General features: G+C 75.5%; 16 protein-coding genes. 12 read left to right on the top strand and 4 right to left on the bottom strand.

Features of this window, described 5'->3' with window-relative positions:
* Positions 1 to 12: 12 nt before the first annotated feature.
* Positions 13 to 1,275, top strand: coding sequence for a YncE family protein (locus AB0N04_RS30685; RefSeq protein WP_360215592.1), 1,263 nt, complete (start codon positions 13 to 15; stop codon positions 1,273 to 1,275).
* Between the two features lie 73 nt (positions 1,276 to 1,348).
* Here the strand turns inward: AB0N04_RS30685 and AB0N04_RS30680 are convergent, their stop codons facing one another.
* A complete protein-coding gene (locus tag AB0N04_RS30680; protein WP_360215595.1) occupies positions 1,349 to 2,419 on the bottom strand; it encodes a phosphatidylinositol-specific phospholipase C domain-containing protein in 1,071 nt (356 codons plus the stop codon).
* 299 nt (positions 2,420 to 2,718) lie between these two features.
* Between AB0N04_RS30680 and AB0N04_RS30675 the strand changes: the two genes are divergently transcribed.
* Positions 2,719 to 3,363, top strand: a complete 645-nt coding sequence (locus AB0N04_RS30675) for a dihydrofolate reductase family protein (RefSeq protein WP_360215598.1) — start codon at positions 2,719 to 2,721, stop codon at positions 3,361 to 3,363.
* A gap of 114 nt (positions 3,364 to 3,477) precedes the next feature.
* Here the strand turns inward: AB0N04_RS30675 and AB0N04_RS30670 are convergent, their stop codons facing one another.
* Positions 3,478 to 4,356, bottom strand: a complete 879-nt coding sequence (locus tag AB0N04_RS30670) for a geranyl diphosphate 2-C-methyltransferase (protein WP_360215601.1) — start codon at positions 4,354 to 4,356, stop codon at positions 3,478 to 3,480.
* Positions 4,357 to 4,447: 91 nt separating this feature from the next.
* Positions 4,448 to 5,677 (bottom strand): family 2 encapsulin nanocompartment cargo protein terpene cyclase, encoded by a 1,230-nt coding sequence (locus AB0N04_RS30665; RefSeq protein ID WP_360215604.1) that lies wholly within the window; start codon positions 5,675 to 5,677, stop codon positions 4,448 to 4,450.
* 624 nt (positions 5,678 to 6,301) lie between these two features.
* Between AB0N04_RS30665 and AB0N04_RS30660 the strand changes: the two genes are divergently transcribed.
* Together AB0N04_RS30660 and AB0N04_RS30655 are read left to right on the top strand one after the other, a co-directional pair.
* The gene (locus tag AB0N04_RS30660; RefSeq protein WP_360215607.1) at positions 6,302 to 9,265 is read left to right on the top strand and encodes a hypothetical protein; all 2,964 of its coding nucleotides are present in this window, start codon (positions 6,302 to 6,304) and stop codon (positions 9,263 to 9,265) included.
* A 230-nt stretch (positions 9,266 to 9,495) separates the two neighbouring features.
* A complete protein-coding gene (locus tag AB0N04_RS30655; protein ID WP_360215610.1) occupies positions 9,496 to 10,572 on the top strand; it encodes a helix-turn-helix transcriptional regulator in 1,077 nt (358 codons plus the stop codon).
* A 38-nt stretch (positions 10,573 to 10,610) separates the two neighbouring features.
* On the opposite strand, the gene AB0N04_RS30650 is transcribed toward AB0N04_RS30655, so the two are convergent.
* Positions 10,611 to 11,237 (bottom strand): nuclear transport factor 2 family protein, encoded by a 627-nt coding sequence (locus tag AB0N04_RS30650; protein ID WP_360215612.1) that lies wholly within the window; start codon positions 11,235 to 11,237, stop codon positions 10,611 to 10,613.
* 301 nt (positions 11,238 to 11,538) lie between these two features.
* On the opposite strand from AB0N04_RS30650, the gene AB0N04_RS30645 reads away from it, so the two are divergent.
* From AB0N04_RS30645 to AB0N04_RS30610, 8 genes are all read left to right on the top strand, one after another.
* Entirely contained in the window at positions 11,539 to 13,260 is a 1,722-nt protein-coding gene (locus tag AB0N04_RS30645; RefSeq protein ID WP_360215614.1) for an ABC transporter substrate-binding protein, read from the top strand.
* The gene (locus tag AB0N04_RS30640) at positions 13,257 to 14,222 is read left to right on the top strand and encodes an ABC transporter permease (protein WP_360215617.1); all 966 of its coding nucleotides are present in this window, start codon (positions 13,257 to 13,259) and stop codon (positions 14,220 to 14,222) included. The genes AB0N04_RS30645 and AB0N04_RS30640 overlap by 4 nt, the downstream gene beginning before the upstream one ends.
* Positions 14,219 to 15,112: an ABC transporter permease gene (locus tag AB0N04_RS30635; RefSeq protein WP_360215620.1), complete on the top strand. Its 894-nt coding sequence runs from the start codon at positions 14,219 to 14,221 to the stop codon at positions 15,110 to 15,112. The genes AB0N04_RS30640 and AB0N04_RS30635 overlap by 4 nt, the downstream gene beginning before the upstream one ends.
* 169 nt (positions 15,113 to 15,281) lie before the next feature.
* Positions 15,282 to 17,051 carry an ABC transporter ATP-binding protein gene (locus AB0N04_RS30630; protein WP_360215623.1) on the top strand — a complete coding sequence of 590 codons (1,770 nt, stop codon included), beginning with the start codon at positions 15,282 to 15,284 and terminating at the stop codon, positions 17,049 to 17,051.
* Between the two features lie 380 nt (positions 17,052 to 17,431).
* On the top strand, positions 17,432 to 18,490 hold the full coding sequence (locus AB0N04_RS30625; protein ID WP_360215626.1) for a 3-oxoacyl-ACP synthase III family protein: 1,059 nt from the start codon (positions 17,432 to 17,434) through the stop codon (positions 18,488 to 18,490).
* Between the two features lie 4 nt (positions 18,491 to 18,494).
* Positions 18,495 to 19,532 carry a 2-oxo acid dehydrogenase subunit E2 gene (locus tag AB0N04_RS30620; protein WP_360215629.1) on the top strand — a complete coding sequence of 346 codons (1,038 nt, stop codon included), beginning with the start codon at positions 18,495 to 18,497 and terminating at the stop codon, positions 19,530 to 19,532.
* Entirely contained in the window at positions 19,529 to 20,614 is a 1,086-nt protein-coding gene (locus AB0N04_RS30615; protein WP_360215632.1) for an alpha/beta hydrolase, read from the top strand. The genes AB0N04_RS30620 and AB0N04_RS30615 overlap by 4 nt, the downstream gene beginning before the upstream one ends.
* A gap of 138 nt (positions 20,615 to 20,752) precedes the next feature.
* Positions 20,753 to 22,120 (top strand): beta-ketoacyl synthase N-terminal-like domain-containing protein (locus tag AB0N04_RS30610; protein WP_360215635.1); only part of this gene is annotated, 1,368 nt, incomplete at its 3' end.

The raw sequence follows: 22,120 nt of genomic DNA, 5'->3' as shown, positions 1-22,120 counted from the left end.
GAAGGAGCGACGATGCCCCGGTCAGGTTCCCGACGCCGTCCAGGCGTCCGATCCCTCTGCACCCTGGCGGCCGCCCTCGGCCTGCTGCTGCCGGCCGCCGCCACCGGCCACGCCACCACGCCCGCGGCACTCCGGGAGGTGATGTTCGTCGGCAACAACTGGGAGGGCACGGCCGACGCCATCGAGCCCTCCGGCGCCCTCACCAGGATCGGGCGGATCGACGTCATCCCCGACAAGGACCAGCGCCTCGCCGAGATCTACCTCGACCCGGTCAGGCTCGGCTACTTCCTCGGCATCCGACTCGGCCCGGGCGAGGGCCACGACCAGTTCGTCGACGACATGTACACCACCCCGGACGGCTCCGCCCTGGTCGTCTCGCGCCCCAGCTTCGCCGACGTGGTGTCCCTGGACCTCGCCACCGGGCGGATCAACTGGCGCTTCCCCGTGGCCGGTTACCGCGCCGACCACATGGCGCTCTCCCCCGACGGCACCCGGGTCGCCGTGTCCGCCTCCACCGCGAACACCGTGCACGTCCTGGACGTCAGGACCGGCGCCCAGCTCGGCTCCTTCCGCACCGGCGACAAGCCGCACGAGAACATCTTCACCGACGGCGGCCGACAGCTCTGGAACATGTCCATCGGCAACGTCGAGACCGCCCTCGACGCACCGTGGTTGGACTGGACGAAGGGCGACCGGCACATCACCGTCGTCGACACGGCCACGTTCGCCCCGATCAGGGTCATCGACATGCGCAAACGGCTGGACGACGCCGGCCTCGGCGGGCTCTCCAACGCCGTCCGCCCCGCCGTCTTCTCGCCCGACGGCTCCCGGCTCTACTTCCAGGTGTCCTTCTTCAACGGCTTCCTGGAGTACGACGTCGCCGCGGACCGGATCACCCGGGTGAAGACGCTGCCGGGCAGCCCGGGCACCGACGGGGACCGCACCACCTGGCCCAACGACTCCCGCCACCACGGCCTGTCGATCAGCCCGTCGGGCGACAAGCTCTGCGTCGCGGGCACCGTCGACGACTACGCCACCGTCGTCGACCGCGCCACGCTCCAGGAGGGCCCGCTCGTCCCGGCCTCCAAGCCCTACTGGGCGACGGTCAGCGGGGACGGCCGGTCCTGCCTGATCTCGGAGAGCGGCGCCGACCAGGTCACCGCGATCGACTTCGCGACCGGGCGCAAGACCGCCTCGGTCTCCGTCGGCCGCCACCCCCAGCGGGTCCGGCCCGGCCGCGTTCCCGGCGGCTGGACCGGACCGGCCACGGGCTGAGGCCCGGCGCCTCGCCGGGGCCGGGCCTCAGCCCAGCCCCGGGGCCGCCGGACAGCCGCCGATCAGCCGCGGATCAGCCGCGCGACAGCACCAGGGACTGCACCGCCGGGAGCCGGCGCCAGTCGCTGGAGACGATGCTGGCGTGCGCCCCCGCCAGCTGCTGGGTGCGCGCCCGGGCCTGGTCGGCCGTCGGGTCGGTGGCGCTGATGGCGGGCGCCACGTTGTGGGCGTCCGTCATCACCAGCAGGTAGTGCGAGCGGTCGTACCATCCGGTGTCGATGCCGTTGACGTAGGTCGCCGCGTCGCCGTCGAAGACCACGAACCAGGGCCGGATGCCGGCGTCCGCGCCGGTGTACGCGCTGCGCGGGTCGCCGGCGGCGGCGCCGTGCACGGCCGGGAACAGCTGGGCGTCCTTGATCCGGCCGGCGGCCGCGAGGTCGCGCAGGTGGCGGCCGTACTCGACGTCGGTGTGCAGGGTGTCGAAGGGGTTGCCCTCCTCGACGGTGCCCGGGATCGCGTAGAGCAGGACCCGGCCGGCGAGCGCCGAACGGCTGGGCCAGTTGCCGGCCCGCACCGCCTCGTCGACGCTGGCGTACGCGCCGCCGCCGGGCTTGGCCAGCAGGTCGGCCGGGCGCAGCACCGCCGGGCCGAGGTGGGCGGCGATCAGCGCGTCCAACTCCTTGGGGCCCATCCCGTGGTTGGCGGAGAAGCCCGCCTTCAGCTCCAGCTTGACGACCAGCGGGCCGGCGGCCGGGTGGGCCGCGAGCCAGACCCGGACGTCGTCGAGGCAGTTCTCCAGGTTCTTGTTGGCGCCCCCGCCGTACAGCTGCGCCGGCGTGGTGGCGGCGGTGCAGTTGTTGGAGTTGCCGAGCGGGTTGGAGTGGCTGACCTTCCACTCCTTGGTGACGATGTCGGTCCAGACGTCCAGCTCGATCATGCCGGTGCCGGTGTCCAGCCCCTGGGCGAGGTAGGGGTAGGCGGCCGGGTCGTAGGTGTTGTGCAGGCCCACGGTGGTGGCCGAGCCGAACGGCAGGTCGCCGGCGGCGTCCTCGGCCGCGTCGGCCGACGCCGTCGAGATCAGGGCCGCCGAGGCCGCGAGCAGGCCGGCGGCCAGGAAACCGGCCGTGGTACGGCGTGCGGTCATGGGTGTTGTCCCCCCGGGTCGAGATGTGCCTTCCGGCGGCCCCTCCCGGACCGCCCCGCGAAGCATCGCCCACCCGGGCGTGCGCAGGGTGAAGAAGACACGACAATGTCGTGACGAGAATAGCGGGCGGGTCCCGACCGGCTGCGAGCGGCCTCCGGTCACCGGCCCGGGCGGTCGGGGCCCGCCCCGCGCCACGCCCTGCGGCGGGGAACCACGGCGCTGTCAGGGGCCCGGGTTAGGGTGCCCGCACGCGGTGCGGCCCCCTCCGCACCGGAGCGTCGAGCACTGGAGGAACTCCCGTGTCCCTGGTCCGTGTCCACAACTTCTCGATCTCCCTCGACGGCTACGGGACGGGCGAGGGGCAGACCCTCGACTCCCCGTTCGGCCACGCCGGCACCCGGCTGCACCAGTGGTTCTTCGGGACCCGGACGTTCCGCCGGATGCAGGGCCTGGAGGGCGGCGAGACCGGCGTCGACGACGCGATGGCCCGCACCTGGGCCGACGGCATCGGCGCGGAGATCATGGGGCGCAACAAGTTCGGCCCGCAGCGCGGCCCGTGGCAGGACGAGGACTGGAAGGGCTGGTGGGGCGCCAACCCCCCGTTCCACACCCCGGTGTTCGTGCTGACCCACCACCCCCGCCCGACCGTGGAGATGGAGGGCGGGACGACCTTCCACTTCCTCGACGCCACCCCGGAGGAGGCGCTGCGCCGCGCCCGGGAGGCGGCGGGCGGCCAGGACGTCCGGATCGGCGGCGGACCCGGTACGGTGCGCGCCTTCCTGGAGGCCGGCCTGATCGACCACCTGCACGTCGTCGTGGTGCCGATCGTGCTGGGCCGCGGGGAGTCGCTCTGGGCCGGGCTGGAGGGCGTCGAGGAGCGCTTCCGCACCGAGGCGGTGAGCAGCCCCAGCGGCGTGACCCACGTCACCTTCACCCGCAGGTAGGCCGGTGGGCCGGCCCGCCCGGGCGTGCGGGCGGGCCCGGCGTACGGGCGAGAACGGCCGGTGGCCTCCCCGCGGGTGCGGGAAGGCCACCGGCCGTCGGCCGTGCCGTCCGGGTCAGACCCGGTCGGCCGCGATCAGGACGTACTGGAACGAGCCGTCCTTGTAGGAGTTGATGAACGCCTCCTCGATGCCGGTGACCAGCGAGGAGGTCGCGCGCAGCTCCCAGTAGGGCAGGGTCGCCGGGGTGAGGTCGATGACGGCCTGCGGGACGAGCCGGTTGTCGGCCATCGCCCGCAGGTACTCCCGGCGGGAGTGGATGTTGCACTCGAAGTGGGCGTTGATCTGCGACACCCACTTGGAGGGCTGCCCGTACGCCGGGTTCCAGCAGCCGGTGATGGTCACGTAGCGGCCGCCCACCGAGAGGACCCGGGAGTGCTCGGCGAACAGGTCGTGCAGGTCCACGTACATGCTGGACTCGTTGTTCCAGGAGCCCGCGATCTGGCCGGTCTCGAAGGGCATGTCGAGCATGTTGCAGACCTGGGAGCGGACGAAGTCCCCGATGCCCAGCTCGTCGGCGCGGTTGTTGCCGAACTCGGCTTGCTTCGCGGAGAGGGTGACGCCCCGGACCCGGCAGCCGAAGCGCTGGTGGGCCATCACCATGGAGCCGCCGCGGCCGCAGCCGGCGTCGACCAGGGTGTCGCCGGGCCGGATCGGGCCCAGGTGGTCGAGGAGCAGCTCGGCCTGGGCGGACTCCAGGCGGTGCAGCTCGGTGATCACCTTCTTCTCCCGCTCGCTGTCGGCCGGGTCGCCGATGGCGGCCTGGTCGACGTCGCCGATGCCGTAGTGGTGGTGGTACAGGCCGTCCACGTCACCGAGGCGGAGGTTGACCGGCCGGGCCTCGTGGTCCCAGTACCGCGCGATGTCGCCCTGGTAGGGAGTCGCCGGGCCGGGGATCGCGGCGTTCTGGGTGGTGAGGTCATCGGTCAGGGACATGCGTCAGCTCCTAGCGGGTGGTTATCGGTGGTGGCACGCGGGCGTGCCGGGGAGGTGCTGGTGGCCGGACGTGCCGGGGCCGCCGGGGCGGTCACCAGAAGTCGGGCAGGGTGTAGCGGTAGGAGTTGGTCTGGTGCCAGTGGTGGTTGCCGTCCAGCCAGGCGGCCACGCCGCGCAGGAAGCGCACCAGGGTCGGCACCGGGCAGGCCGCGGCCAGGGCGGCCGCCTCGGCCTCGAAGGCGTGCATCAGCTCGTTGTGGACCTCGACCGCCTTGAGGTAGGCCTCCTTGTGCGGGACGCCCTCGCGCCGGGAGATCACCACCGGCAGGTTCAGGTGCAGTCCGGGGCTGGACAGCTCCTTGGTGTAGGAGTACAGGTCGTTGACGATCGTGGTGGCGTTCCCGGCCAGCGCGATCACCCGCTGCATGGCCGGCAGCGCGTGGAGTTCGGCGGGCAGCTCGTAGCCGCCGACGGTGTCGGTGATCGTCGGGCAGGGCCGGAAGTTGTTGAACTGGCGCATGGCCAGGTACTCCCACACCTCCGGGACGTGGTCCGTCTCGTCCCAGGCCGCCTCGGCCAGGTACCCCATGTGCAGCCGCGCCATGTCGTGCCGGAAGCGGTCCGCCTGCGAGGGCGTGGAGGCGCGGGTGAAGTACTGCATCGCCGAGTGGTACGCCCGCCGGGGCGGGTCCTCGGCGAGCGAGGCCTCCCACGCGGGGTGGTACTCCGCCGTGGTGTGCAGCGGGTCGAGCGCGGTGTGCGCGAGCAGCAGGCGGCCGCCCAGGCCGACCGGCGAGCCGCCGAGGTCCTCGCAGTAGCAGTCGTCCACCGCGTTCTCGGCGACCATCAGACGGGCCGCGAGCATCAGGTGGTCGGTGCTGGGCGCGTCGGGGTGGCAGGCCACCATGTAGCGCCCGGTGGAGAACCCGTCGAAGTCCTTCTCCCACTCCACCGGGTAGAGCTGGATCTCGTCGATCGCCCAGGCCTTGATCCTGAGGCTGAGCTCCTCCACGCGCGCCGGGTCGGGCTCGGCGATCGGGTGGTGGTAGAGGCCCGGGATCGGGTCCCCCGGCTGTGGCTTGCCGGCGCCCGTCGGTGCGGCCGGCGCGGGCGCGCTCGGGTCGGCTGCACCCGGGGCGCTCGCGATGGGTGTCGCCGCCCCGAACGGAGCCGGTACGGGCGCGGTCGGGATCGCGGCGGTCGGCGCCGGCCCGGCCGGCACGGGCTCGGCCGCGGACGGGGCGGACGGCGTCAACTGCAGCCCGGCGGTGCCCAGTCCGCTGGGTCCGCGCAGGATCCGCTCGATCGCCGGTGAGCTCATGACCCCACCGCCGGGGCGGCGCGCTCGGGCCGTCGCCCGGGTGGTGTGTCCGATCTGGTGCACAGGGGCATGGAGCCTCCTCTGGTGAAGGATCGCAAGATATGACGGGTTGTCACCTCGCCTGCGGAGCAGGGGTTCTTCGCACCTGGCCCCGTCTCGCTCGCTTCCCAACCGTAGGCGTGCAGGGCCGTCCGGAATCGCAACGGACGATCTTCTACACCCGATTAGGTGAACGTATGGGCGTACGGCGTTTGAAACGCCTCTTCGTCATGCATTGGTAAACCCGCGCTCCGGGCAGGCACTCCGCGCGCCCCCGCAGGCACGACTCCGACGTCGACGCCCGGCCGGCGGCCGGAACGTGCGCACCGGTCACATGACTCGCGCACGTCCCTTCCGTTCCGAGTACGGATCTGACACCATCGTCCGCTATCCGGTGATCATGGGCGGGCGGGCACCGGCCCGGGGCTCCCGAGGGGCACTCGGCCGGGCGGACCCTCGCCGCGGGTCCGGTTCGACGGCCCCACGGGCACCGGCGCGAACCGCCAGGGGGAGGAACGGAATGGACGGGTCCGTCGCACGCGGCCGGCGACAGGCGGCCGCCGGGCTGCGGCACCTGGAGGAGAGGTGACCGCTCCGGCCGACACCCGCGCCCCGGACGCCGACACCGCCCGGCCGGCCGGCGGACACCGGCCCGCGCCCTGGGTCCGCACCCGGCTGCGCTCGGGCCGGACGGCCGCCCTGCTCATGGCGGCGCTCGCGTTCGGCACCGTGCTGCTCGCCGCCGCGCTCCCGCGCGTCCTGGACCGGGGCGCGGACGAGGCGTTGCACGGTTTCCTGAAGGACCGCGGCCCCTCCTGGAACATCCTGCTCGCCACCGCCGACCACCGGGCCGACGCCGCCGACCTCGACGAGGTCGCGCGGACGCTCGGCTCCCGCCCCGGGGCGACCTTCCGCTACGCGGCGTCCGGCCCGGTCTACGGGGCACGCGGCGACGAACCCCGCGAGCTGGACAACCCCGGCTACGCCCGCCCCGACGGCCTCCGGCCCAAGGTCGGCCTGGTCTACCTCCAGGGCATCACCACCCGGGTCACCGTGGTGGCGGGCACCTGGCCGGCGGGCGACGGCGGCCGCGGGCCGGTGCCGATCGCGCTCAGCAAGGCCGCGGCCACCACCATCGGCATCGGCCTCGGCGACGTCCTCCAGGGCGGCGAGGGACCGGACCGGGAACTGGCCCGGGTGGTCGGCCTCTACACCGTCGACGACCCGCACGACCCGTACTGGGCCGACCTCGGCTGCGTCGACCGCGCCTGCGTGCGGGGGAACCCCCACCTCCTCCTCGCAGCCGACGGGATCGTCGCCTCGGACGGCCTGGACAGGCTCGCCGACTGGGGCGTCCACACGACCGACTTCTGGCGCCTGCCGGTCGACACCGGCGCCCTGCACGCGCGCCGGCTGCCCGATACCAGGCGGGAGATCGCCGGGTACACCGGTGGCTCCACCGTCGTCGGGCTGGCCACCGCCACCGGCCGCAACGACCTGACGATCTCCTCACAGCTGCCCGCCGCCTTCGACCGGGCCATCGCCCGGCAGGGCGCCGTGGCACCGCTCGCCGCGATCGGCCCGGCCGGACTGGCCGGGGTCGCCGCCGTGGTGCTCCTCCTCACCGCCGGCCTGACCACCGAACGGCGCGCGGCCGAACTGCGGCTGCTCCGGGCCCGCGGCGGCTCGCGCGGCGGAATCCTGCTGCGCCTGCTCGGCGAGGGCGCGGTGACCGTACTGCCCGCCGCCGCGGCCGCGACCGCCCTGGCCCTCCTGCTGGTGCCCACCCCACGCTGGACGGACGCCGCCCTGGCGGCCGCCGCCACCACCCTGATCGCCCTGCTGGCGTTCCCCGCCCGCGCGGCCCTGTTCCGGTCCGCGCCGCGCCCGGGGAACGGGGGCCGCCGCCTCGTCGCCGAACTCCTGGTGCTGGCCGTCACCGCCGCGGCCGTCCTGGAGGTCCGCCGCCGCGGCCTCGCGCCCACCGGCGCGGGCCTTGACCCGCTGCTGGTCGCGGCACCGCTGCTGCTCGCCGTCACCGGTGGCCTCGTGCTCGCCAGGCTCCAGCCCGTCGCGGTCGGGGCACTCGCCCGCAGCGCCGGACGGCTCCCCGGCCTGGTCGGCTTCCTCGGCCTGGCCCGCGCGGCCCGCGGCCCCGGCGGTCGGGGCCGCCCCTCCCTGCTGCCGATGCTCGCGCTGACCCTCGCCGTCACCACGGCCGGGTTCGGGGCCACCGTGCTGGACGCCGTCGAAGGTGCCCGGGTGCGCGCCTCCCGGACCGTCGTCGGCGGGGACGCGGCCGTCGGTGCGCCGACCGGCGCCTCACTGCCCTCCCGGTTCACCGAGGCGGCCGCCGCACTGCCCGGAGTCCGGCTCGCCACCGGTGTCTGGTGGGAGAGCGAGGTGTACCTGCTCGGCACCGACGTCGGGCCGACCAGGGTCAGCGCCCTGGTCGTCGACCCCCAGGCCTACGCCGAACTCTCCCGCAGCGTCGGCCGCGGCGCGTTCGACCCGGCCGCCCTCACCGGCGCCGGCGGAGCCGACGCGCCGGTACCCGCCCTCTTCAGCACCGCCCTGGGGGACCGGTTCAGCGGTGGCGGCTACCGGTTGCGGTGGCCCGACGGCTGGGAGCTCGGCACCGCCGACGCCGGCCGGATCGCCACCACCCCCGCGCTGGTCGGGGACGACCGCAGGTTCGTCGTGCTGCCGGCCGGCCCCGCGAGCGCCCGGCTCCCCCAGCCCGGGCAGCCCAACCTGTGGTTCGCCGTGGGCGACGTCGACGAGAAGGAGCTGACCCGGCTGGTGCGCGAGACGGCGCCGCCGGTGGCCTGGCGGCTCACCCTCGGCGAGCACCCCGGTGAGGCCCTCTCCGCCGAGGCGAGCGGGGCCGTGTCGCCGTCCGCCGCCGCGCCCTCCGCCGTTGCATCGTCCGCCGTCGCGCCGGGGGCGGGCGCGGGCACCGGGGCCGCGGCCGACGGCGTCTCCGGGCCGTCCGGGAGCGCCGGGGCTGCCGGGGCTGCCGGGGCTGCCGGGGCTGCCGGGGCCGTCAGCCTGCCGAACGGCTACCGGGTGCACACCGCCACCGCCCTGGCCGACGAGCTCGCCGGCGACCCGCTGCAGCGCTCGGCCACCCGGCTGTTCTGGGCGGCGGTGGTCGGCGCCGCCGGATTCGCGCTGCTCGCCGTCCTGCTGACGCTGGTCCGGACCGCCCCCGAACGCGCCGCGCTGCTCGCCCGGCTGCGCACCATGGGCCTGCGCCCGCGCCAGGGCCTGGCCCTGATCCTCGTCGAGACCCTGCCGCAGACCCTCGTCGCGGCCGTCGGCGGAGGAGCGGCGGCACTGGCCGCGACCGCCCTGCTCGGGCCGGCGTTCGGCCTCTCCGCCCTGGTCGGCACCGACGTCCCGCCGGGGCTGCGGCCCGCTCTGGTGCCGGTCCTGCTCCAGGTGCTCGGGCTGACGGCCCTGGTCACCGCCGGTGTGCTCGCCGAGGCACTGGTCTCCGGGCGGCGCCGGATCACCTCCGAGCTACGGGCGGGGGACCGGCACTGACGAACGGTGCGCCGGTCTCCGGCCACACGGCCGGGGCGGGAGACCGCGACGGCGAGGGTCACGCGGCACGCGGTCACGCGCCACGCGGTCACGCGACGGACCGGCGGCGAGAGGCGTGACGAGGCATCAGCACACGGCGTGGCGGCCGCGGAAGAGCGCCACGAGGAGGAGGGCGAACCCGCCGATCGGCCCGTGGTCGGGGTACGAACCGCGGTGCTAGCGTCCCCGCCATGGGATCACCTGGAGCTCGTGGGGCGGCGGCGCGATCGGCGATCGAGGGGGTGCGGGAGCTCGCCGGAGAGGGGCTGACGGCGGCGCAGGTGTTCCGGCGCGCCGACGAACTGCTCCGCCCCGTGCTGGAGTTCGACGCCGTCTGCTGGCACACGGCGGACCCGGCGACCGGTCTCGTGAACTCCGTGCAGAGCGAGGACCTGAGTCTGGCCGCCTACGACCACGCGGTGCGGCTGGAGGTCTGGGAGGACGACCTGGCGACCTTCCCGAAGATCCGGCACAGCGGGGTCCAGGCCGAGACGCTCAGCCGGGTGACCGGGGGGCGCCCGCAGGAGAGCGTGCGGTACCGGGAACAGATCGCGCCGGCCGGGTTCGGGGACGAGCTGCGGGCGGTGTTCGACTCGGCCGGCGGGATGTGGGGGTGCGCCGCGTTCATGCGCGCGCCCGACCGCGGACCCTACCTGGGGCGGCAGCGCCGACTCGCCGACGCCGCCGCCCGGCACCTGGGCAACGCCCTGCGGGCCTGCCACCTCCCGGCGGCGGCACCGGACGCCGCGGACCCGGGGCCGGCCGTGCTGGTGCTCGACCGCGCCAACCGGCTGCGCGCGGTCTCCGGACCGGCCGAGGAGCTGCTGGCCCGGCTCGCCGACCCGACGCCCACCGCGCTGGCCGTCCCGACCTCGGTGGCGATGGCCGCCGAGCAGGCCCGCCGGGCCGCCCACGGACTGCCCGTCCGGCAGGTGCCGGTACGGGTGCGCACCCGGGACGACCGCTGGTACCTGCTGCACGGGTCGGCGCTGCGCGGCGGCGCCGCGGAGGAGGTGACGGTGGTGCTGACGCCGGCCTCCCCCGCCGAGGTGATGCCGCTCCACCTGGCCGCGTACGGGCTGACCGCGCGCGAGCAGGAGGTGGCGCTGCTGCTGGTCCGCGGCAGCGACACCCGCGACGTGGCCCGGCTGCTCGTGATGACCCCGTACACGGTGCAGGACCACCTGAAGTCCGTGTTCACCAAGACCGGGGTGGGCAGCCGGCAGGAGCTGGTGGCCCGGATCATGCTCGGCGGCGGCCGCTGCTGACGTGAGCCGCGGGGCGCACCGCGCCGGAGTCCGCCCCGTCAGGCGCCGGAGTCGGACACGTCGGAGGCCGCGTCGGGCGCGGCGGACGCACCGGCCTCCGCCGTCCCGGTCGTTCCGGGGGTCGCGGCGGACGCCGGGCCCGCGGCCGGGAGCAGTTCGGCCTCCTCGCCGACGGTCCGCACCTCACGGGCGGTGAGCAGCCAGCGGCCGTCCGCGGTCCGCACGAAGCTGTCGTGGTAGCGGCCCACGACGTAGACCTGGTAACCGCCGTCCGGGCCGAGGCCGAGGAAGGTGTAGTGGGTGGTGCCGGTGGCGGTGCCGGCGACCGGGTCGACGTCGATCCCCGGTTCACTGAGGAAGTGGGAGCCGCGCCAGTCGGACCAGAAGGCCTCGCGCTGGGCGTCGGCGATCGCCCGGATCTCGGCCCGGCCGCGCGCCACCGTGCCGTGCGCGGTGAAGACGGCGTCCTCCACGTAGCCCTGGATCCACTCGTCGAGCTGGTCGGTGTCCCGCAGATGGGCCTGGCGGGAGAGCAGCCGGCGGATCGCGGTGACGTCCTCGGCGATCGGTGCGGCGGCGACGGTCGCGGCCTCGACGATCGGTGCGGCGTCGGTGGTCGGGGCGGCCGTGGTCGGGGCGGCGCCGGCGGCGGTCTCGGGTGGCATGGGTCGGTCTCCCTCGCAACTGGTGAATGACGGTCCGTCAGATCCGTACGGTCCGCGGCGTCATGGTGCCAGGGCGGGCCGGCGCCCCACATCCGGGGAATTACCTACCCGGACTACGTACCGCCCCGGACGTGCGCGATTTAGCGCCGGTTTGGGCGGCCTGGCCAGACTCCCGTTGACCTCGACCCGCCGGCCTGCCGGCCCTCCGCCGTCCCCACCGTCCGACGCCGGGGCCGCGCGCTCCCCACCGCCACCGCGGGCCGGTCGCCACCACCACGTTCCTCTCGCGCTGGAGTTCCCCGTGCCCATCACCGCGCCGCAGCCGGCTTCCGACGACATCCGCCCGCCCAGAGCCCGCCGCACCGGCACCCGGCCCGGGCTGCGCGCCCTGGGCACGCTGGCGCTGGCCACCGCCGTCCTGGTCGCCACCGCGGCGTGCGGCTCGTCCGGGTCCGGCTCCGCCGACGGCGCGGGCGCGGCGGGGGGCGGCGCACCGGTGGACGGCGGCACCCTGCGCTTCGCGGCCGAGGTCGAACCGGACTGCCTGGACCCGGCGGTGAGCCCGGCCGACGTCACCGGCGTGGTGGACCGCAACGTCTTCGACTCCCTGGTGCGGCTCGACTCCGCCGGGACGTTCCACCCCTGGCTGGCCACGTCCTGGGAGGTCTCGCCGGACGGCCTGACCTACACCTTCCACCTGCGCACCGACGTGCTGTTCCACGACGGCACGAAGCTCGACGCGGCCGCGGTGAAGGCCACCCTGGAGCACGCCGTCGACCCGGCCACCAAGTCCCTCTACGCCGGCGGCCTGCTGGAGGGCTTCGCCGGGGCCGACGCGCCCGACCCGGCCACCGCCGTGATCCGGCTGACCAAGCCGCGCGCCGCACTGCTCCAGGCGCTCAGCACCCCGTACCTGGGCATCCAGTCCCCCAAGTCGCTCGCCGACAACGCCGCCGACCTGTGCCGCAAGCCGGTCGGCTCGGGCCCGTTCTCCTTCGTCTCCTGGGAGAAGAGCACCAGCGTCACGCTCAAGCGCAACCCGGGCTACGCCTGGGCGCCGGAGGGCGCCGCGCACACCGGCGCGGCGCACCTGGAGAAGCTGGTGTTCCAGATCGTCCCCGAGGAGTCGGTCCGCCAAGGGCAGCTGCGCAGCGGGCAGATCGAGATCGCCGGGAACGCCGCCCCGGCGAGGATCGCCGACCTCAAGGGCACCAAGGGCTTCCAGGTGCTCCAGCAGGAGGCGCCCGGTCAGGTGTACGGGCTGTTCCTCAACCCCGTCGCCGGGGTGCTGGCCGACGAGCGGGTGCGCACCGCGCTCGCCCGCTCGCTCCAGCTCGACGCGCTCGTCAAGTCGGTCTACCACGACACGCGGCACCGCGCGCAGGGCCCGCTCGGCCCGGGCACCGTCTTCTACGACAAGTCCGTCGAGGGCGTCCTCGGGTACGACCCGGCCGGCGCCGGCAAGCTGCTCGACGAGGCCGGCTGGACCGGCCGGGACGCGGACGGCTACCGCACCAAGGACGGCAAGCGGCTGACCGTCGTCTGGCCGACCTCCGCCTACCTCGCCCGGGACAACCGCGACCTGCTCGCCCAGGGCGTCCAGGCCGACGCCAAGAAGGCCGGCATCGAGCTGCAGTACCTCAACCAGGACCCGGGCACCTTCGCCAAGACCGCCGTCGGCGGCACCGCGGACGTCCTCGGCTTCAGCTTCGTCCGCCCCGAGGCCGACATCCTGCGGCACTACTTCGGCTCCGCCTCCACGGCGGACAAGGGCGGCTCCAATCTGTTCCGGATCTCCGACCCGCAGCTGGACGGCTGGCTCGACCAGGGCGCCTCCAGCAGCGACCCGGCGGTCCGCGGCCGGGCGTACGCGCAGGCGCAGAAGTACGTCGTGGACCACGTCCTGGAGATCCCGCTGTACGTCCCGGTCACCGCGCTCGGCGCGAGCTCCAGGGTGCACGGGGTCGGCTTCGACGCGGCGGCCTTCCCGCAGTTCTACGACGCCTGGCTGGCCGCGCGATGAAGGGGCTCCCACCCCCGGCGGGCGGGCTCGCGCTGCTGCGGCACTGGGTGGTGCGCCGCCTGGCGCTGGCGGTCGTGGTCGTCCTGGGCGCCGCCAGCGCCGCCTTCGCGGGCCTGTGGCTGGCCCCCGGCGACCCGGTGCAGCTGATCGTCGGCAGCCACGAGGTCACCCCGGAGGTGGCGGCCCGGGTCCGCGACGACCTCGGGCTGGACGAGCCGCTGGTCGTCCAGTACGGGCGCTTCCTCGGGCGGCTGCTGAGTGGCGACCTCGGGCACTCCTACCAGGCGTCCCGCCCGGTCGCGGACGTGCTCGGCGACCAGGCCGCGGCGACCGTCGAACTCGCCCTCGCCGGCTTCCTGCTGGCGCTGCTGGGCGCGGTGCTGCTGGCGGTGGCCACCGCCGGGCGCCGGCCGTGGCTGCGGCGGGCCTCCTCCGCGGTGGAACTGGTCCTCGGCTCGACCCCGGCGTTCTGGGCCGGGATCGTGCTGCTGACCCTCTTCTCCTTCCGGTGGCAGCTGTTCCCCGCGGTGGACGGCGGCGGGCTGGACGGCCTGGTGCTGCCCGCCGTCACCCTGGCGCTGCCGATGCTCGGCGTGTTCGCCCAGGTCCTGCGGGAGTCGATGGAGCGCTCGCTGGAGGAGCCGTACGCGCTCAGCGCCCGGGCGCGCGGCTCCGGCGAGACGGCCCTGCGACTGCGGCACTCGCTGCGGCACACCCTGGTGCCGCTGCTCACGCTGTCCGGGTGGACCGTCGGCTCGCTGCTGAGCGGCGCGGTGGTGGTGGAGACGGTGTTCAGCCGCCAGGGCATCGGTCGGATCACCGCCTCGGCGATCTCGGCCCGCGACCTGCCGGTGGTGACCGGCGTGGTGGTGGTCTCGGCGGTGGTGTTCACCGTGGTCAACCTGCTGGTCGACGTGGGGTACGCGATCGCCGATCCCCGGTTGAAGGAGTCCCTGCGGTGAGCGTCCCCGCCCTCGTCCCCTCCCGCACGCCCCGCACAGCCCGTCCGGCCGTCGCGGCCCTCGCGACCCTGCGGCGGATCCCGCTCGGGCCGCTGCTGGCCTGGGCCGTGCTGGTGCTGCTCGCCGTCGCCGCGCTGACGCCCGGCCTGCTCGCCCCGCAGCCGCCCAACGCCGTCGACCCGGTCAACGCGCTCGCCCCGCCGGGATCCGAACACCTCCTGGGCACCGACCAGTTGGGGCGGGACGTGTACAGCCGGCTGGTGCACGGCACGCGCGATTCGCTGGTCGTCGGCCTCGGCGCCACCGGCCTCGCCCTCGGTGCCGGCGCCCTGCTCGGGGTACTGGCGGCGACCGCGCGGGCCGTCGTCGACGAAGTCCTGATGCGGCTGACCGACATCCTGCTGGCCTTCCCCGGGCTGCTGCTCGCCCTGCTGGTGATCGCCCTGCTCGGGCCCGGCACCGGCCACGCCACCCTCGCCATCGGGCTGTCCATGCTGCCCGGCTTCGTCCGGCTCGCCCGGGCCCAGGCCCTCCTGGTCGGCCGGGCCGACTACGTGCACCACGCCGTCGGCTTCGGCCAGCCGCGGTGGACCGCGCGACTGCGGCACGTGGTGCCCAACGCGCTGCCGCCGCTGGTCGTCTTCGCCACGCTGAGCATCGCCGGGGCGGTCATCGCCGGTGCCTCGCTGAGCTTCCTCGGGCTCGGGCCGCAGCCGCCGGACCCGGAGTGGGGCGCGATGCTCGCCGAGGGCCGCGGACAGTTCGAGGACGCCTGGGCGCTCGCCCTGGGCCCCGGCGTCGCCGTGCTGCTCACCGCCGCCGCACTGACCGTGGTGGGGCGGGACCTGCAACGCCGTCTGGAGGGGAGGCACGGACATGGCCGTCGCTGAGGAGGCCGCCCGGCCGGCCGCCGGGTCGCCCGCGGATCCATCCGGTGGGTCGCCCGCGGATCCGTCCGGCGGTCCGACCGGGGGTCCGCTCGCGGGTGCACCCGCGGAATCGTTCACGGACGCGAAGCCCGAGGCGGAGCCCGAGCCCGGGCCGGCCGGGGAGCCGCCGGTGCTGGTCGTCGAGAACCTGCGGGTCGGCTTCGCCCGCGGCGGGGACGTGGTGCGCGGCGTCGGCTTCACGCTGCGCCCCGGCGAGTGCCTGGCCGTGGTCGGCGAGTCCGGCAGCGGCAAGTCCGTCACCGCCCGGACGCTGCTCGGCCTCACCGGCCCCGGCGCGGCCGTCCGCGCCGACCGACTGGAACTGGACGGCGTCGATCTCACCGGGCTCGACGAACGCGGTTGGCGCGGCCTGCGCGGCCGCCGGGTCGGTCTGGTGCTGCAGGACGCGCTGGTCTCCCTCGACCCGCTGCGCCGGATCGGCACCGAGGTCACCGAGGTGCTCGCCAACCACCGCCTGGTGCCCGCCGCCCGGCGCCCGGCCCGGGCCGTCGAGCTGCTGGCCGAGGCGGGCGTGCCCGAACCGGAGGTGCGGGCCCGGCAGTACCCGCACGAGCTGTCCGGCGGGCAGCGCCAGCGGGCGCTGATCGCCTCCGCGGTGGCCGCCGATCCGGCCGTCCTGGTCGCCGACGAGCCCACCACCGCGCTGGACGTCACCGTGCAGGCCCGGATCCTGGACCTGCTCGCCGAGCGGAAGGCGGCCGGCGCGGCGCTCCTGCTGATCAGTCACGACCTGTCGGTGGTGGCCCGGCTGGCCGACCGGATCGCGGTGATGTTCGGCGGCGCCTTCGTCGAGGAGGGCCCCGCCGCGCAGGTGCTGGCCGCACCGGCCCACCCGTACACCCGGGAGCTGCTGGCCGCCGTCCCGGGGCGGCACCCGCGGGGCACCCGGCTGTCCGTCCGCTCCCCGGAGCTGCCGCCACCCGGCACCCCCGCACCGGCCGACGCGGGCTGCCGCTACGCCCCGCACTGCCCGCTCGCCGAGGACGCCTGCCGGACGCGGCCGCCGGAGCCCGTCCGCCTCGCCGGGGACCGGGTGGCGCGCTGCCGCCGGCTCGACCGGCCCTGGCCCGCACCGCGGCCCGCCGCCGGGCCGCCCGCGACGGGGCCGTCCGCGACGGATTCGGGCACCGTGGTGCTGACCGCCGAGGGCCTGGTCAAGTCCTACCGGCGGCCGGACGGTTCGACGCACCGGGCGGTGCGCGGCGTCTCGCTCCGGCTGCGGGCGGGCGAGGTGCTCGGCGTGCTCGGCGAGTCGGGCTCGGGCAAGAGCACCGTCGCGCTGATGGCCATCGGGCGGCTGCGCCCCGACGCGGGCACCGTCACCCTGCTCGGAGAGCCCTGGCCGGGCCCGGCCAGGGGCGCGGACCTGCGGCGGGTGCAGCTCGTCCAGCAGGACACGCTGAGCGCCTTCGACCCGCGGTGGACCGTCGAGCGGCTGGTCGGCGAGGCGCTCGGCGCCGCCGGGCGACGGGCCGCACGGCGGCGGCGCGAGGAGATCGCCGGGCGGCTGCGGCTGGTCGGTCTCGGCCCGGAACTGCTCGGACGGCGCCCGCGCGAGCTGTCCGGCGGCCAGCGCCAGCGGGTCGCCATCGCCCGGGCGCTGGCGGCGGAACCGGAGGTGCTGGTCTGCGACGAACCGGTGTCCGCCCTGGACGTCTCCGTCCAGGCGCAGGTGCTCGACCTGCTCGCCGAGGTGCGCGAGCGGACCGGCGTCTCGGTGTTGTTCATCTCGCACGACCTCGGGGTGATCCGGCACAGCAGCGACCGGGTGCTGGTGATGAAGGACGGCGAGGTGGTGGAGGAGGGCGAGGTCGAGGAGGTGTTCGCCCGGCCCGCGCACCCGTACACCCGTCAGCTGCTGGCCGCCCTGCCGGGGTAGGCCGGGGCCCGTCCGCGGCCCGCCCGTCCACGCACCTCCCGCAGCGCCCGCCCACACCCCGTGGGCGGGCGCCGTCGTGCTGCCCGGCCATCGCTTCCCGCTTCGTTTCCGACTTCGTTTCCCGCTTCGTTTCCCGCTTCGTTTCCGGCTGATTGCGGCTTACGCAGCGGCTTAGGGCAGGTTTAGCCCGCCGCCCGAGGCTGGGAGCGCCGGACCACCCGACCATGCCCCCGGACGGGTGTCCGGCACTCCGGCCGACCGGCCGTCGCCAGCGCCACCGCCTCCCGGCTCCGTCCCCGTTCACCCGGGCCACCGCCGCCCGCGGGCCGGCAGCGCCGACCGGACGCCGCGTCCCGTCCCCGCAGCAGAGAGGCCCGGTTGTGGCACACCCCGACCGCCCCGCACCCGCCGACACCCGCGACGTCCGCCTGCTCTCCGTCGGCACCGCCCTGCCCGGCGCCCCCGTGGACAACCTCGCGCTGGCCCGCAGGTTCGGGCAGAGCCCGCAGTGGGCCGAGTGGGTGGACCTCTTCGTCGGTACCCGGACCCGCCACCTCGCGCTGGACCTCGACCAGGGCACCCACACCCACTCCCTGGCCGACCTGGCCACCAGCGCCGGCCTGCGCGCCCTCGCCGCTGCCGGGCTCGCCGCCGGCGACCTCGACGCGCTGGTGCTCGGCACGGCCACCCCCGACCTGCTGATGCCCGGCACCGTCAACATCGTCGCCGACCGGCTCGGCCTCGACCAGGTGCCCACCTTCCAGCTGCAGTCCGGCTGCACCGGCGCCTTCCAGGCCATCGCCCTGGGCCGGCAGTTGCTGCGGGCCGGGGAGCACCGCACCGTCCTGGTGATCGGCGGGGACGTCTGCTCGCGCGCCTTCGACCTCTCCGCCGACGTCTCCGCGCTGCCGCCCGAGCAGCTGGTCAACGCGATGCTGTTCGGCGACGGCGCGGGCGCCGTGGTGCTCTCCGTCGACCCGGTGCCCGGCGCCCCGCTGGTCCGGGAGGTGTTCACCCGGCTGGTCGGCCTCGGGCAGGCCCCCGGACAGACCCTCGCCTGGTTCGGCCCCAACGACCGGCCCGACGGCACCCCGGCCGTCAGCGAGGACTACAAGGCGATCGAGGCCCGGGTGCCCGCGCTGTCCGCCGAGATCTACCACGAACTGCTGCACCGTCTGGACTGGAAGCCGGACGAGCTCGGCTACCTGCTCCCGCCCCAGCTCTCCGGCCGGATGACCACCCGGATCAGCGAGGTGCTCGACAACCCGTCCGCCGCCGAGATCAGCGTCGTGACCACCACCGGCAACAACGGAAACGGCCTTCCCTTCCTGCAGTTGGAGCAGTTGCTGCCCCGACTCGCCCACGGCGAGCGGGCCTTGGCCATCGCGGTCGAGTCCAGCAAGTGGATCAAGGCCGGCTTCGCCCTCGAAGGAGCGTGACCCGATGTCCTCCACCCAGCCCGCCGGGCCCACCCGACCCACCACCACCGCCGCCGCCGATACAGCCACCACCACCGCCGCCGGTACGGCCACCGGTGGCTCCGCCACCGCGACCGGAACGGCCGAGGTCGTGCCGCCGGCCCGCCAGCGCCGGCACACCCTGTACTTCCTCGACGAGATCCGCTCCTTCGCGCCCGTCCACCTCGACACCGAGGTCGACATGACCGCCGTCCTGGCCCACCGGGCCGCCGCCCGCTCCGACGGCACCCGGTACTCGCTCGTCTCGTACGTGCTGCTCACCGCCGGCCGGGTGCTCGCCCGCCACCCCGAGGCCAACGCGGCGATCCGCGGCCGGCTGCGGCCGCGCGTGGCGCGTTACCCCTCGGTGGCCGGCAAGCTCGTGCTGGACCGCCGGCTGGACGGCCGGCGCGTCGTCCTCGCCACCGTCGTGCCCGACCTCGATCGCGCCGACCTCGACACCGTGCAGCAGCAGATCGACCACCACCGCGGCGAGGACGCCTCCGCGCGGCCCGAGGTGGCCCCGTTGCGCAGGCTCCACCGGCTGCACCCCGCACTCGGCCTGCTCGCCTACCGCGCCACCGTACGCCCGCTGCGGGCCCGGGCCGGGCGGATCGGCACCTTCGCCGTGAGCTCGCTCGGGCACGCGCCGGTCGACGGCTTCCACTCCGTCGGCGGCACCACGATCACCCTCGGCGTCGGGCGGGTCGTGGACCGGGTGGTCGCCCGCGACGGCCGCCCGGCGGTGGCGCCCGTCCTGCGGCTCAACCTCACCTTCGACCACCGGGTCGTCGACGGCGCCGAGGCGGCCGAGGTGCTCGGCGGCATCAAGCAGGCGCTGGAGGAGTTCCCGGTGTACCTGCCGCCGGGCGCCACATCGTCCGCGGGCCTCACCGCGGACGGCGGCACCGACGGCACCGGCGGCACCGAGGGCGGCGGTGTGACTGCCGCGACCGCCGGGCCCGCCGCGACCGATGACAGCGATGCAGCCGACGCCACCGGCCCGGCGGTGACCGCACGATGAACGACGTCACCGAGCTCAAGCAGTACATCGAGGTGCACGCCCGGGCCCAGCGCATCCCGGACGACCAGCGCCGGCTCGTCCTCGACCGGATCCACCACGACGGCGACGGCGGCGGCTCGTGGACCGCCGAGTGGTCCCGGGTCGGCGAGGAGGCGGAGCGGGCCGGCCGGTACCAGGACGCCGTACGCCACTTCACCACCGCCCGCTTCCCGTACGTGGACGGCCCCGCCCGCCGGGAGGCCGCCGAGCGCGCCGCCACCGCGTTCGAGCGCTGGCGCACCGCCGAGGCCCCCGTCATCGAGCCGCTGACCGTCGAGACCGACGCCGGCACCGTCCGCGCCTGGACGTCCGGACTCTCCGCCCGCGACCCCAAGCCGCTGCTGCTGTTCTCCGGCGGCATCGTCAGCACCAAGGAGCAGTGGGCGCCGGTCCTGCTCCAGGTCGCCCGCCTCGGCATGGCCGGCCTGGTGCTCGAACTCCCGGGCGTCGGCGACAACACCCTGCGCTACGGCCCCGACAGCCACCGGATCTACCCCGCCCTGCTGGACGCCGTCGGCGAGCGCGCCCGCACCGCCGACACCCACGCCATCGCGTTCAGCTTCAGCGGCCACCTCGCCCTGCGCGCCGCCCTGGACGACCGCCGGCTGCGCGGCGTCGTCACCGCCGGCGCTCCGCTGCGGCACTTCTTCACCGACACCGCGTGGCAGCTGCGCCTCCCCCGGATCACCGTCGACACCCTCGCCCACCTGTCCGGCGTCGAACCCGCCGGGCTCGGCCCGCACATCCGCGACTGGGCCCTCGGCGCCGACGACCTCGCCGCCCTCGACATCCCGCTCGCCTACCTGGTCAGCGGCCGCGACGAGGTGATCCCGCCGGAGGAGGTGGCCCTGCTGCGCCGGAGCGTGCGGAGGCTCTCGCTGCTCACCAACGACGACGTCCACGGCTCCCCCCGGCACGCCGCCGAGACCCCGCTCTGGGCGGTGCTCTCGATCCTGCGGATGCGCGGCGTCCGCGACCCGCGGCGGGTGCTGTTCGGCGCGCTCTGGCGCCTGGCCCGGCTGCGCGCCCGCCGGTCGGACTGACCGCCCGGCCCCCTGCCGGTCCGCCCGGGCTCCTCCTGCCCTCCGCTGTTCCCGCCGTTCCGCCCCGACCGCACCTCCGCTGCCCGGTGGACCGCCACCGGACGGACCACCGCCCCGACCGAAGGATGGAACCACCCCATGGCCAACGAGGAGAAGCTCCGCGACTACCTCAAGCGGGTCACCGCCGACCTGCAGCGGGCGAACCAGCGGGTGGCCAGCCTGGAGGCCGACCGCCGCGACCCGATCGCCGTCGTCGGCATCGGCTGCCGCTACCCCGGCGGCGTCACCTCGCCGGAGGAGCTGTGGCGCCTCGTCGCCGACGGCGTGGACGCGATCGGCCCCTTCCCGGCGGACCGCGGCTGGGACCTGGAGAACCTCTACCACCCCGACCCGGACCACCCCGGCACCGCGTACGCGCGCGAGGGCGGATTCCTGTACGGCGCGGGCGACTTCGACCCGGAGTTCTTCGGCATCGGCCCGCGCGAGGCACTGGCCACCGACCCGCAGCAGCGACTGCTGCTGGAGACCGCCTGGGAGGCGCTGGAGCGCGCCGGCATCGACCCGACCACGCTGCGCGGCAGCCGGACCGCCGTCTTCGCGGGCGTCATGTACTCGGACTACGGCGCCCGGCTCAACCCGGCCCCCGAGGGCTTCGAAGGTTGGATCGGCAACGGCAGTGCGGGCAGCATCGCCACCGGCCGGGTCTCCTACACGCTCGGGCTGGAGGGCCCGGCCGTCACCGTGGACACCGCCTGCTCCTCCTCGCTCGTCGCGATCCACTACGCCGCCCAGTCACTGCGCTCGGGGGAGTCCACGCTGGCGCTGGCGGGCGGCGTCACCGTGATGGCCACCCCCGGCACCTTCGTCGAGTTCAGCCGTCAGCACGGACTGGCCGCGGACGGGCGGTGCAAGCCCTTCGCGGCCGCCGCCGACGGCACCGGCTGGGCGGAGGGCGCGGGGCTGGTCGTGCTGGAACGCCTGTCGGACGCGCGGCGCAACGGGCACCCGGTGCTCGCCGTGCTGCGCGGCTCGGCCGTCAACCAGGACGGCACCAGCAGCCAGCTCACCGCGCCCAACGGGCCCTCGCAGCAGCGGGTGATCCGGGCCGCGCTCGCCAGCGCCGGGCTGACCACCTCGGACGTCGACGTGGTGGAGGCGCACGGCACGGGCACCACCCTCGGGGACCCGATCGAGGCCCAGGCCATCCTCGCCACCTACGGGCAGGACCGCGAGGCGCCGCTCTACCTGGGCGCCGTCAAGTCGAACATCGGACACACCCAGGCCGCGGCCGGCGTCGCCGGCATCATCAAGCTGATCGAGGCCTTCCGGCACGGAGTCCTGCCCAGGACGCTGCACGTGGACGCGCCGTCCCCGCACGTGGACTGGACGGCCGGACGGGTCGAACTCCTCACCGAGCACCGGGCCTGGCCGGCGACCGGACGGCCCCGCCGGGGAGCGGTCTCCTCCTTCGGCATCAGCGGCACCAACGCCCACCTGATCCTCGAG

It is taken from the genome of Kitasatospora sp. NPDC051702 (genome assembly GCF_040681575.1).
Lineage (GTDB): Bacteria > Actinomycetota > Actinomycetes > Streptomycetales > Streptomycetaceae > Kitasatospora.
This window is presented reverse-complemented; position numbering and strand designations above follow the sequence as displayed.

Coding starts and splice junctions, on each gene's coding strand:
- AB0N04_RS30655 (WP_360215610.1), top strand. CDS start 9,496: ATGGGATCACCTGGAGCTCGTGGGGCGGCGGCGCGATCGGCGATCGAG.
- AB0N04_RS30670 (WP_360215601.1), bottom strand. CDS start 4,356: ATGTCCCTGACCGATGACCTCACCACCCAGAACGCCGCGATCCCCGGC.
- AB0N04_RS30620 (WP_360215629.1), top strand. CDS start 18,495: ATGTCCTCCACCCAGCCCGCCGGGCCCACCCGACCCACCACCACCGCC.
- AB0N04_RS30665 (WP_360215604.1), bottom strand. CDS start 5,677: ATGAGCTCACCGGCGATCGAGCGGATCCTGCGCGGACCCAGCGGACTG.
- AB0N04_RS30685 (WP_360215592.1), top strand. CDS start 13: ATGCCCCGGTCAGGTTCCCGACGCCGTCCAGGCGTCCGATCCCTCTGC.
- AB0N04_RS30650 (WP_360215612.1), bottom strand. CDS start 11,237: ATGCCACCCGAGACCGCCGCCGGCGCCGCCCCGACCACGGCCGCCCCG.
- AB0N04_RS30640 (WP_360215617.1), top strand. CDS start 13,257: ATGAAGGGGCTCCCACCCCCGGCGGGCGGGCTCGCGCTGCTGCGGCAC.
- AB0N04_RS30615 (WP_360215632.1), top strand. CDS start 19,529: ATGAACGACGTCACCGAGCTCAAGCAGTACATCGAGGTGCACGCCCGG.
- AB0N04_RS30680 (WP_360215595.1), bottom strand. CDS start 2,419: ATGACCGCACGCCGTACCACGGCCGGTTTCCTGGCCGCCGGCCTGCTC.